Genomic DNA, 12,330 nt, shown 5'->3' with positions numbered 1-12,330 from the left:
TCGGAAATCGATCGCCGGTTCAAAACCTAGCAACGACTGTGCACGTGCGGTAGAAAAAACGAAAGACTTACGAAAAAAATCCAGCCGTCGACTATGCAACGGTGGCGCGATGTGTAGCGGTGGCAGCGTGGTCTCCATGACGCCGGCTGCGGCCACGAACGGCCACATCGGCAGCTGCAAGCGCGGCGGTTTGCGCTCGAGCACGGTGGCGATGCGACGGACCATTTCGTGCGTGGTCATAATCTCGTTGCCCGCGAACACGAAGGTCTCGCCGGCAGCCGCAGGATGCTGAGACGCCAATAGCAAGCCGCGCGACAGGTCGTCGACGTGAATGCATTGCCGCCGGTTGGTGCCGCTGCCGATCATGACGAAGTGTCCGCGCGCGATGCTCTTGAACAGCTTCAGCAGCCGTCGATCCCCAGGCCCGTAGGTCTCGGCGATGCGCACCGTGCAGGTCTCGAAGTGGCTGGCGAACGAATGCACCACGGATTCGGCTTCCAGCTTGGTGCTCGTGTAGACGTTTTCCGGACGCACCGCACTGTCTTCGTCCAGCAACGATTCGCTAGCCTCGCCGTAAACCCCTATGGTGCTGCCATAGACGAAGCGACGGACGTTGTGGTCACGACAAGCGGCCAACAACGTACGCACGGCGTCCACGTTGACGGCGCGGAAATAGGACTCGGGCATCTCCGCCTCGTGTTGAGCGGCGGCCAGATGAATCACCGTATCGCGCCCTTGTAACAGGCGATCGACCAGCGCGAGATCCTGAAGCACGCCCACTTCGACGCGGACCCCCGCGGCGCGCAGTTCCTGCAAGCGCTCGGCTTCGACACGTACTTCGGCACGACCGGTGGCCAGCACATCGAGGCCGAGTTGATGGGCTCGTAACGCGAGTCGCGCACCGATAAAGCCGGTGGCGCCCGTAACGAGCAATTTCTGGGGAGTTGAAGTCGAGAGTGAATTCATGCAGTCGCTCTTACCGTGGTTTCTGCAAGCATCGCGCCATGATTCAGCGGCAATGCCGTCGCACTGGCGGCGTCAGCCACAGCGGGATGGTCCGTACGATCTGACTCAGCCGTCGAGCTGGAGTCGCGCGCTAAATGCCGTTGCAGAGTGTGTTCCGTCGTGGCGATCTCCTGATGCAAACGCTCGGCTGACCACGACAATAGTCGGCCCATCTCAGCCGCGGTGGCGAGCAATGCTGCCCGGCCTGGATGCGAGCCGGCGGCAAGATCCGTCCGGCGCATAACGACATCGTCTAGATGCACGGCCAGTTCCTGGCTCACCGCGTAACGAACTTCCGCGGTCAGGGTGCTCGTACCCGGAATGTTTGCAACGGTAGAACGGTTGCTCTCATCCAGCACCGCGCGATAGTCGGTGCCGTGATTACGCAGCAGGCCTTGCAGAGTTGTCGTCGCAATTTCAGCCGGCACTGCGCGAGTCGCCGCGGCTTCGAACGCCGAGAAGTTTTCGATGGCGCCACCTGGCAACGCAATTCGGTCGCTGGCGGCAGCCGAGGGAGCACGCTCGGTTTGTTTCAGCAGCAGGTCCAGAGCACGTGCCGCGTCGACCCGAGCCATGGTGTATCGAATGCCAACCAAGCTCACCAGCTTGCTGACGTTATGAGTGTGTCGATGATCGACCAAGCGAGATTCTTTGCCGAAGCTCAATTCAGTGGCGGTGGCGGTTGCGCCGAACGGCACCAGGCCACAGTGCGCGAAGCTCACTTCGTCGGGCCGCAATTGCAGCGTCGGATAGACGGTGTTGATCTCCGTCATCCATTCCTCGATCTCGCTCGGCTGCACGCGGGCACGATCCGGAAAGTCTGGGAACAACGTATGCCAGACACCGAGCAATGTTTTGTCTCGCCACGGAGCGGCGAACAGATGGCGCGTCTGGCGGCCGAGCAGCGCGTCCTTGTCGCGACTCAGACCTTGAATGGCGATGCCATATTTCGACGTGGGCGCGCGATTGACTATGAAATAAGCGTCGCGCGAGAACGGCAAGCGTTGGTGGGTGCCGAAACGTTCCGGATCGTTCTGCAAATAGTCGGCCCAGGGGCCGGCGGCATTCAACGTCAGACGGGCGCGCACATCGAATTCTTCGCCGCTCAGTTGATCGCGAACGCGTGCGCCGCGAACCTCGTTGCCGGACCACAGGAAACGAACGGCTTCGGCATAGTTACAAACATCGGCGCCGGCAGCTGCTGCGCCTTTGACGAAGGCGAGCACCAGCCGCGCGGCGTTGTACATCTGGCCATCTTCGAACACTACGGCGCCGCTCAGGTCGGGAGTCTGTAGGTGAGGAAACATGGCCAACACCTGACTGCGCGAAAGCAAACGCGTATTGGCGATCTTACGATCAGGATCGCGAATGGCGCGATTGCGGTCCAAGGTCAGCAGGTCGTATACGCGAGCACCGGTTCCGAGAAATGCTTTGCCACTGCGGCCCTGACCGTAAGTGGGAATGGCGATGGGCAAGGGGCTGACCAGGTGCGGAGCGATACGCAACAGCGCCGATCTTTCGTGGCACGACGCCCGCAGTCGAGGCACGTCGGCGTGCTGCAGATATCGAATCCCGCCGTGGACCATCTTGAAACACTCGGCCGACGCGCCGCCGCCGAAATCATTGCGTTCGAGCAGCACCGTGCTGAGTCCGCGCAAAGCGGCATCGCGCGCAGCAGCGGCACCAAAGGCACCGCCGCCAATGATGAGCAGGTCGTATTCGCGCTGCGCCAGGGCCGCCGTTCTTCGTTGCATTCGTCGCAGTTCTCGAAGTGTTCCAGCACAACGCTTGCAATGCACTTTCAGTGCCCACGACGCAGGGATTTTTTGGGCAGCCGCGTAGCTCACTGGCGACACGGGCGCGGCTGTGAATCGCGATTGCGACTGGTGTCGTCAGCGCCCGGCAGGGAATCGACCTACCTGGGCCAAGGACGACTGGGGCGGCTTTCGGGGCTTTGCCGATGTAATCGTTGCAACCATGCTTGTAACTTTTCCGTCGAGTTGCATAGCGCGGCTCGCCTCACTCGTATGCATCAAATACTGCTTTGGCAGGTCGGTCCCTCGAGGCGCGGCCGCTGAACTCTGAACGGAGTAATGACGTTAATGACTGCGAAGATTCCCGCCATGAAAGCGCCGATCCGCCGAGTTGCCGCCGCGGTGGCCTTGACCTGCGGCCTGGTGCCGTTTGCCAACGCCGTGCCGGTGTTGCCCGGTGCTATTGGTCACGGCATCACCACACCTGCCGGTCGCGGCGGCGCTGTTATCCGCGTGACAAACTTGAATGATTCCGGCGCCGGCTCGCTCAAGGCCTGCGTCGACGCGAGCGGACCGCGCGTTTGCGTGTTCGAAGTCTCCGGCACCATCACGCTGCCCGACGACCTCACCATTCGGAATCGTTACATCACCATCGCCGGCCAGACGGCGCCGTCGCCAGGCATCACGCTGCGAGGCTCTGGCCTGCTGGTGAAGGCGTCCGATGTGTTGGTTCAGCACATTCGCGTGCGTCCCGGCGACGGTTCCGGCGGTGAGCCGGCCATCAATCGCGACGCGCTGAAGATCGAAGCGCCGGCCAGTGCGCCGATCAGCAACGTGGTCATCGACCACTGCACCTTCACTTGGTCCACCGATGAAATCGCCAGCGCCTGGCAGTACTGGAACAACATCAGCCTGATCAACAATATTTTTGCCGAGCCTTTGCATGAGTCCATTCATCCCGAAGGCAATCATGGCTTCGGCGTGCTGATCGGTCCGGTGGATGGCAATGCCACGCTGGCCGGCAACCTGTTCGCCAACATGCAGTCGCGCAATCCCATGACTGCGGCCACGCATACCGTCATCGTCAACAACTTGATTTATAACTGGGGCAACACCGCCGTCGACTTGCAGAGCCGCGGCGATGTGACTCAGAACTCCGTGGTCGGTAACGTGTTCGTGCGTGGACCGGATACCGCCGGCAGCCATGCTCCGATCGGTTTGCGTGCCGACGTGGCGACGCTGCGGCCAGGCGCCAAAGTGTTCCTGTCCGATAACCTGGCTCCCGGTGCCAGCAGCACCAGCGACGCCTGGGCGAGTTCGGTGGCCGGTTCGATCTACGGCTCGTTGACGCTGGCGAACTTCCGTTCCACGTCACCGCTCGCCTGGCCGGCCGGTATGACCACGTTGCCTACCTCGGACAATGTGGTGCGCGAACATGTGTTGAAGTATTCGGGTGCTCGTCCGGCGGATCGTGACAGTGCCGACAGTCGCATCATCTCGCAGACTCGCAACGGCACCGGCCGCATCATCAACTGCGTTGCTTCGAATGGGACTACGCGCTGTAACCGTAACGGTGGCGGCTGGCCGACGCTGGCTGAAAACCGTCGCACGCTGACGTTGCCGGCAAACCCCAATACCGTGACCGACAGCGGCTATACCAATCTAGAGCTCTGGTTGCAGCGTCTGGCGGCAGAAGTTGAAGGGCGCGCTGCGGCTCAGCCCGAGGCGCCGACGCTGAGTCGGTAACTTCTACAACTTTTGACTTGTCTCTGGTGGGTTGCAGCCAACATCACCAGAGGATTTGATGGCTCGAGACGCGGGTGTTCCTGGCAACACCCGCGTCGCGCGTTCGTGGTACGCATCTTGCTCTTACCTATCGATGGTCTTTGTCGACGCGTCGATATCCCCAAGAGTTTCGTGGATCCATTGAATGAGCGCAGTTCCCGACAGCGCGGTCCGGAGCACAGTGAAGCTGGCCGGAGCGCCACAACCGCGGCTGTCACAAGTAAAGCTTCCCGACAGCAGCATTCTTCCGCAGGCAGCGACCTATGACGTCACGCCACCATTGCTGTTCAAGCGCCAGCCGGCGTTAGCAGGGATATTCTTTTCGGTACGCGCCGCCGCTCCAGCCGCGGTTTCGATTCTCACTTTATATGTCCTGGCCGAACTGACCGGCACCGCGAGCGCTGACTACTTCAGCGCGGTGACCATCATCGTCAGCATCCTGTCCATCACGTTGCTGCAGTCGCCGCGCACGCCGGCAGCGGAATTGATCGCGCCGCGCATGCTCGTTGCTCTGGGCTTGTTGGTGCGCTGGGCAGTGCTGCTGTTGGCGCTGCTCATCATCGGTCTGATCGCTGGCTATCCAGCCGCCTACTCGCCGCGAGTGATGTTGGTGTGGGCGGTCGCGACGCCGGCGCTGCTGATTCCCAGCATGTTGACCTTGGATGAGATTGCACGCCGCGTGTTATGCCGGCCGAGCAATGGACGCAAAGTAGTTTTCGCCGGATTCAACAAAACCAGTCAGCAACTGGCCGAGCGTTTCTCCCGTCACGCCGAGCTGTGCCTGAAGGTGCAAGGATTTTTCGACGATCGCAGCGCCGAACGGCTGGATGCGCCGGACGGACAGAAGTTGCTCGGGCCGTTGTCGCAGTTGCCTGAATACATCAAGCAGAACGACATCGATGTCATTTTCATCTCGCTGCCGCTGCGACACATTCGCCGCGTTCAGGATCTGCTCGAGAAACTCGGCGACACCACTGTGTCGCTGTATTACTTGCCGGATGTGTTGGTCTCCGATCAGTTCCAGGCGCGCACCGGCGAGATTCTCGGCGTGCCGGTCATTGCCATGCGCGAGAGTCCATTCTACGGCTATCGAGGCGCTGCCAAACGTTTGATGGATCTGTTCATCGCGGCCACGGTGCTCGCAGTCACCGGGCCGTTGCTGCTGGCCATTGCCGCGGCCATCAAGCTCACCAGCAAAGGTCCCGTGCTCTTCCGGCAACGTCGTTATGGGTTGGACGGGCGCGAAATCGTGATCTACAAGTTTCGCACCATGATAGTCACCGAGGATGCCGGCTGGCTGAATCAAGTGAGCCGCAACGACAATCGCGTCACGGCGTTCGGGCGGTTCTTGCGGCGCTGTTCGTTGGATGAAATGCCGCAGCTCATCAACGTTCTACAAGGACGCATGAGCCTGGTCGGTCCGCGGCCGCACGCGGTCGGCCACAACGAGGAATATCGTCGTCTGATCAAGGGTTATATGGTGCGGCATAAAGTGCCGCCCGGCATCACCGGGCTGGCGCAAATCAGAGGCTTCCGTGGCGCCACGCCGCGTCTGCAGGACATGCAGGGCCGGGTTCAGTGCGATCTGGAATATTTGCGCAATTGGACGCTGTGGCTGGACCTGAAAATATTGTTTTTGACGGTGCCGAAACTATTCAAGACCGACAAGGCTTATTAGAGCGCTCATTACTATAAGGGGTCAGCCATGCTCTCGGGTGCGGCCAACCGCGGGTTGTTTCCGGTGAGTCCGATTCTGACGACACAAGTGGGCGAGTTCATGCGCTCGCTCGCTGAGCTGTTTCGCGTGACCGCACCCATGGAACGCGATCTGTTGGCGCATCGGGTGATGTTGCTGACCATCTTGGCCGTCGGCACCTGGGTGCGCTTCTGGGGATTGGACAACGTCGGCTTGCACGGCGACGAAGAGACCATGGCCATGGCGACCATGAGTATCGTGCGTGAGGGCGCCCCGTATCTTCCCAGCGGAATGTTTTATCCGCGCGGCATGACGCAGTTGTATCTGATGGCCGGCTCGGTGCAATTGTTCGGCGAGTCCGAATGGGCGTTCCGCTTCCCGTCGGCGGTGTGTGGCGTGCTGGTGATCTGGTTGTCGTGGCTGGCAGGGCGCCGCTTTCTGCGGCCTTACTGGAATCTAGCCTTCGCGGCCGCTGTGGCGCTGTTGCCGGCGATGATCGTGTACTCACAAACGGCGCGAATGTACATCTTCCTGCTAGCTGCCGTCGCCGCTTGCATGGTGTGTGTGTTCGCGTGGGAGCGCAGCGGGCGAGTCGCTTGGCTGATCGGTGCGGTAGTCGCGCTGGTGATCGGCATCGACCTGCAAGCGTTGGCAGTGACCGTGATTCTGTTGTTCCTTATGCCAGGCATCCTGCAAGGCGATCTACGCAAGCTGCTCCTTGGCAGTGTCGCCGCGGCGGTGGTGATGGTGTCGTACATGCTCATCAACGGTTGGGTCGACTCACACTATCCAGTGCCACCGCCGGAGTATGCAGCCGACCTGGGACCGCCGATGTGGGATCGCAGTCGAGCCTCGCAAGGGTTTGCCAGGACGTTCGAAGTGGCCTTATGGATCGCCGGCCTGGCGATCGCATTTTTCGCGATTCATTTGTCTCGAGTGGTGCCACAGCGAATTGCAGCGATCAGCGTGGCGAGCTTGTTGCTGCTCGGCTTGCTGGCGCAGTTGAAACTGCACTATCACATTGCCGGGATCCTGTTCATCGCGGCGATGGTGGTGGCGCGACGTTTCGGCGGGCCGCGAGTCTGGCGCCGATTACGCATCTTCGCGCTCGGCAGCGGCTTGCTGGCATTGATCCATTTCAGCTTGCTGGCGGCGACGCCGGGCTCGCTGAAGAAAGTGATCGGCGCCTTGGTCGGGCAGCCCAGCATCTGGCCGTATTTCCGAGTGGTGGCGTTCAGTGAAGTCGCGGGATTGCTGGCGCTCGCGGCGCTGGCGTGGGGCTTATGGCGTTTGATGAAGCGCCGCCGAGTGACGGACTACGTGTTGTTCGGTGTGTTGGGCGTGTGGGTGCCCATGTTCACCATCGGCTTCTTTGTGTGGAGCATGCCGCCGCGATACACCGTTGCGTCGCTGATCCCGATGTTGTTGTGCGCATTTGCGTTCGCCCAGAAGGGCACAGACTGGCTGCAAGCGAAGCTGGCAACACGCAACGTGCCGATGACCTGGGATCGGCCGCTGCAGATGGTTGCCGCGATTGTGGTAACCATTCTGGTGGTGAATCCTGTCGAAGTCGTAGCCAACGTGAACTCGGGTTACGAGTCGCATCCGGATCACAAGGGCGCGGCTGAATTCATGAAGGCACAGCACATCGTCGACGCCGACGTAATCATTGCCGAGGACGTGCTACAGCAGACTTATTATCTGGGGCGCGTCGACTATTGGCTGATGAGCCGCAATCATGCGCGGCGCTACGTGGAGTTGGTGGACGGCAAAATTCGCGATTTCTACACTGGCGCGGGTGTGGTCAGCAGCGCCAAGCTATTGGAGGACTTGTTGCGTCAGGAGCGCGGCCAGCGGATTTTCGTCATCGGTAGCGGCGAGAATCAAAGCGACAAGCGCAAAGGCATGCGGGGCGATATGGATGCGGTATTGCATTCCAATCAGTTCGAAGTGGTTTATGAAGGCCGGGACGGCCTGACACAGGTTTGGCGCGCCACCGGCGCACCGCCGCCGCAGGAGTAGAGTCATCGCTGGGTTAGTTAGCCGAACCGCGATCATATCGATCACGCGGTTCATGAATCAGGGACTGGTGGTCATCAGTCCCATCTTGCTGGTGCGGTTGCTGACGGTCGAAGAATTCGGCCGTTATCGCGAGTTCCTGCTGTACGCGGGCTTGCTGACCACCATCTGTGCTTTCGGTATCAACAACAGCTTGTTGTATTTCATTCCGTCGCGGCCGCATAGCGTGCGGCAGATGGTGCGGCAGGCGACCACGATGACGTTGGGCACCAGTGCGCTGGTCGTCGGTGTCACGTTGCTGGCTGACTATATTTCCGGCGGCGCCATTCTCGGTGCTGTCGCGATGCCGGTGGCCATCTATGTTTTGTTGTTCGTCAATCTGGATTTCTGGGAGTTTTACTGGCTGGCGCTGAAACGACCGGTGCCGGTGTTCGCGTATACCACCGGCCGCTTGATCGCTCGCATCGTGGTCGTCGTCACCGCCGCGTCGATCTGGCGCGATGTGATGCCTATCGTCTGGTCACTGATTGCATTGGAAGCCGCACGCATCGTCGGCTCATGGATTGCGTGGCAACGGGCCGGGCGCAGTATCGATCAAACAGATCAGGCGACCGAGGAGTCCTGCTGGCGCGAACAGTTTAGTTATTGCTTTCCCATCGGTCTGGCGCTGATTCTGGTCACGCTCAATAAATCGTTGGGCAACTTGTTCGTGACCAAGACGCTCGGCGTCGTGGCATTGGCGCACTACGCCATCGGTACTCATATTCAACCCGTCATCGGAGTGTTGCGTAACTCGGTGTCGGATGCGGTGTTGCCGGAGCTGGCGGCATTGAAGAACAGTAAAGGCGAGGGCGCGCTGGCGTTGTGGCGTCGTTCGACCATCGTGTCCATGATTCTGCTGACGGCGGCGGGTGTGGTGGTGTTCGAGTTCGCGCACACCTTCGTCGTCACGCTGTTCTCGCCCAGCTACGAGCCGGCTGTGTTGATCTTCCAGATCTATCTATTGGTGCTGGTCCGCGAAGTGTTCGACTTCGGTGTGGCGCTCCGTGCAGCCAATAAGACTGCGCCCATCGTCACCAGTAGTCTGCTCGCCATCCTGCTCAATCTGGTGTTGCTGATCACTGTGTTGCCGATCTGGGGCTTGCCAGCGGCCGCGTTGGCTTTTGTGATTTCACGTTGGACCGAAGGACTGGTGCTCAGCCGCAGCACCATGCGCGCCTACCACATTGGAGTGAAAGATCTGGCGCGTTGGGGCGATCTCGGTCGCGTAGCCCTGGCTGCCCTGCTGGCGTCGGTAGTTTTCTACGGTGACTTCTGGCTCGACTACTTCGGGTTGGTGGGAGTCATCCTGGGCTCGGCGGTTTTCATGGCCCTGTTTGTAGTGTTTATGCTTGCCTTCCGCGTGCCCGAAGCCATTTCCATGCTGGGCCGGCTGCGTAAAACCGAGACGCTGGCCGCCAAATCTTAAGTACCTGACCCTCAATCAACACAATCATCCGTGAACTTCAGGCACGGAGGATGCATTTCGTTTCCGGTGGTTATAACCTGGTCACTCAGGCGTAACGAGGCAGTTACCATGACCCTGGAACAGTACTCAGTACCCGTAGACAGCGGCATGGACAGCACGACGACCGCCTGGGAAGGTCCGCTGTTCATCGTCGGCATGCCCAGATCGGGTACGAAACTTTTGCGTGGGCTGCTGGCCAAGCATCCACGCATCCGGATCCTCGCGGCCGAAACCGACTTCCTGCCGTTCTTCGACGAGTGGGTTCGCACTCATGGCAGCCCGGTCAGCGCTGAATCGTTCCAGCAATTCTCCGATGCCATGCAAGGCGCGAATTACTTCAATTTTCGCCCGGCCGCGCGTGGACCGTTTCGTTGGCAGGACTGGCGAACGGCCTGCAACGGCAACTTCGACGTGAGTGGTTTGTTCGAAGGCTTCGTACGCTATGAGCTCGACGCCGAGCGCGGCTCGGGCACGATCTGGGCGGATAAATCGCCCGCGTATATTCGTCACATTCCGCTGATCTTGAAACACTTTGCCGGCGCGCGAGTACTGCATATCGTGCGTGACGTGCGGGATCACTGCGTTTCCATGCGAAATGCGTGGGGCAAGGATATTCGTCGCTCGGCGTGGCGCTGGGGCCAAGACGTGCTGACCGCGCATCGTCATTGCACCAACATGCCGGAGCGCTGTCTCGAAGTGCGCTTCGAAGAGTTGTTACAGGATCCGGACACCCAGATGCGTCGCATTTGTTTGTTTTTGGATTTGCAGTTCTTTCCGGGCCTCACTGAGTTGTCGCAGTCGGTCGAGCAACGCGGCTATGCCGCCGGTCGAACCGAGATCGTGCGTGACAACTTCCGTAAGTTCGAAACGCGACTCACGCCGCGAGAAATCCTGGCCATCGAATCGCTGTCCTGGCATTCGATGCAGGCTTTGGGTTACACGCCGGTGCGAGCGACCCAACAGGCCAATCTTTCACGCTTGATGCAGCGAGTACTCAAGATGAAAGATGGCATGCACCTGGTCGCTGCCGGCATGTCGCGCCGAGGGGTGGCCGCTGCAGTTCGCTTCCACACGACCCATCGACGCATGGCTGGATAGCGGGCCAGGTAATGTAAGTCCTGAAGCCGTCGTTGCAATAATTACAACAAATCCCGGCTTTACTGACCGCTCGGCGGCCCAGTCCTGGGCTGTTTGCTGGTATGCAACTTGCTCTGCTCTCGACGGCAGCGGATTTCACCGAGGCGATGATGCGTTTTTTGTTGGCCACGCTCACTGTATTTCTGACCTTGAGCAGTGTGTTCTCTTGGGACCCGGGCCCGGCGCCCGGCGTCAAGATCAAGAATTTCATTTTGTATTTGCTGGTGATGGGCCTGGTGCTCAGCTACGCCTCGGGGCGCAAATTCAAAATCCAGCTGCCGGCCATGAACGTGTCTTTCATCGTGCTGATCGGCTATTCCATCCTGACCTACCTGGCCATCGTGCTGTTCATCGACTATCCGCGCTACAACATGTTGACCAGCGCGTTCGATCTGAAGAATCGTGCGGTCGACTACATGTTGTTCTTCCTGGTGTTCTTTTACGGCACGCGTTCGGAGAAGGACGCGATGTTCGTGCTCAAGTGCCTGCTGTTGTCCTGGATCTTGTCGCATGCGGTGGCGGTGCTCGATGCGCTGGGTCACTTGCACATCGGTGATATCGAGCGTCGCGGCGATGGTCGAGTGCAAGGCGCGGTCGGCGAATCGAATCAATATGGCGCTTTCGTGGCGCTGACCTTGCCGGCCGCCGTCGCCATGGCAGTGGCCGTGAAAGGTTGGCAACGCTGGTTTTGGATCGCGGCGTCTGCGCTTACTGCAGGCACGTTGTTGATGACTGTGTCGCGCGGTGCTTTCGTTGCCACCTTCGTTGCGACCGTGGCCGGCGCCTATCTGTTCCGCCGCTATTTATCGCTGGGCAAGATCGTCACCTGGGGCATGGCGGCCGGCGGTGCGATGGTAGTGATCTTGCTGTTGGTGAGCATCAGCTTCGGCGATTTGCTGTACGAGCGCGTGGTCGCCGGTTTCAGCAAGGACATGGGCGACACCTCGTCGGGCCGTACCGAAATCTGGGCCACCGCCATCGAGATGATGTTCCAGTATCCGCTGACCCTGCTCACCGGCTTCGGTTGGAATGCTTACTGGGTCATGCCGTTCCGGTACTCGCCGCATAACTATTACCTGGCGCAGTGGTTCAATCTGGGCCTGCCGGGCTTGATCTGTAGCATCCTGTTGTTGGTGATTCCGGCGCGCACGGCGTTGCAATCTTTCACCGTTGCCCCGCGGCATCTGCGAGCGCCGCTGGCGGGGTTCGTGGTCGCTACCGTCGCCTATGCCACCGCCACCTTTTTCGTGGATCTTTACGTGCCCTGGATCTATTTCTGGGCATATGCCGGCGTGACCATGCGTATTGCAATGATTGCGCGTGAGACCGTTCCGGAACCGGCGGCAGTGGAGCAGCCGGTGTCGGTCACGCCGCCGCGCGCCGACGCCTATGGCTGGATCGGCGCCGTTCGTCATTGATTGGGATCA

Annotated in this window: 8 protein-coding genes; 6 read left to right on the top strand and 2 right to left on the bottom strand. The window is 60.2% G+C overall.

Annotated features, from left to right (window positions below):
• Both JNL55_RS28270 and JNL55_RS28265 read right to left on the bottom strand, forming a co-directional pair.
• A partial coding sequence (locus JNL55_RS28270; protein ID WP_293862590.1) for an NAD-dependent epimerase/dehydratase family protein occupies positions 1 to 966 on the bottom strand: 966 nt, incomplete at its 3' end.
• On the bottom strand, positions 963 to 2,759 hold the full coding sequence (locus tag JNL55_RS28265; protein ID WP_293862588.1) for a glycerol-3-phosphate dehydrogenase/oxidase: 1,797 nt from the start codon (positions 2,757 to 2,759) through the stop codon (positions 963 to 965). The genes JNL55_RS28265 and JNL55_RS28270, both read right to left, overlap by 4 nt.
• A gap of 348 nt (positions 2,760 to 3,107) precedes the next feature.
• Here JNL55_RS28265 and JNL55_RS28260 point away from each other — a divergent pair, with 348 nt between their 5' ends.
• The 6 genes from JNL55_RS28260 (at position 3,108) to JNL55_RS28235 (ending at position 12,321) form a co-directional block, all read left to right on the top strand.
• Positions 3,108 to 4,505, top strand: coding sequence for a polysaccharide lyase family 1 protein (locus JNL55_RS28260; protein WP_293862586.1), 1,398 nt, complete (start codon positions 3,108 to 3,110; stop codon positions 4,503 to 4,505).
• A gap of 184 nt (positions 4,506 to 4,689) precedes the next feature.
• Positions 4,690 to 6,222: an undecaprenyl-phosphate glucose phosphotransferase gene (locus JNL55_RS28255; RefSeq protein WP_293862584.1), complete on the top strand. Its 1,533-nt coding sequence runs from the start codon at positions 4,690 to 4,692 to the stop codon at positions 6,220 to 6,222.
• Between the two features lie 27 nt (positions 6,223 to 6,249).
• On the top strand, positions 6,250 to 8,262 hold the full coding sequence (locus JNL55_RS28250; RefSeq protein ID WP_293862582.1) for an ArnT family glycosyltransferase: 2,013 nt from the start codon (positions 6,250 to 6,252) through the stop codon (positions 8,260 to 8,262).
• Between the two features lie 4 nt (positions 8,263 to 8,266).
• The gene (locus tag JNL55_RS28245) at positions 8,267 to 9,727 is read left to right on the top strand and encodes a lipopolysaccharide biosynthesis protein (protein ID WP_322111057.1); all 1,461 of its coding nucleotides are present in this window, start codon (positions 8,267 to 8,269) and stop codon (positions 9,725 to 9,727) included.
• Positions 9,728 to 9,835: 108 nt separating this feature from the next.
• On the top strand, positions 9,836 to 10,864 hold the full coding sequence (locus tag JNL55_RS28240; RefSeq protein ID WP_293862580.1) for a sulfotransferase family protein: 1,029 nt from the start codon (positions 9,836 to 9,838) through the stop codon (positions 10,862 to 10,864).
• A 101-nt stretch (positions 10,865 to 10,965) separates the two neighbouring features.
• Positions 10,966 to 12,321: an O-antigen ligase family protein gene (locus JNL55_RS28235; RefSeq protein ID WP_293862578.1), complete on the top strand. Its 1,356-nt coding sequence runs from the start codon at positions 10,966 to 10,968 to the stop codon at positions 12,319 to 12,321.
• Positions 12,322 to 12,330: the final 9 nt, after the last annotated feature.

The sequence above is a fragment of the Steroidobacter sp. genome, from assembly GCF_016790065.1.
GTDB lineage: Bacteria > Pseudomonadota > Gammaproteobacteria > Steroidobacterales > Steroidobacteraceae > Steroidobacter.
The sequence above is the reverse complement of the archived record's forward strand: the minus strand, read 5'-3'. Positions and strand labels throughout refer to the sequence as shown.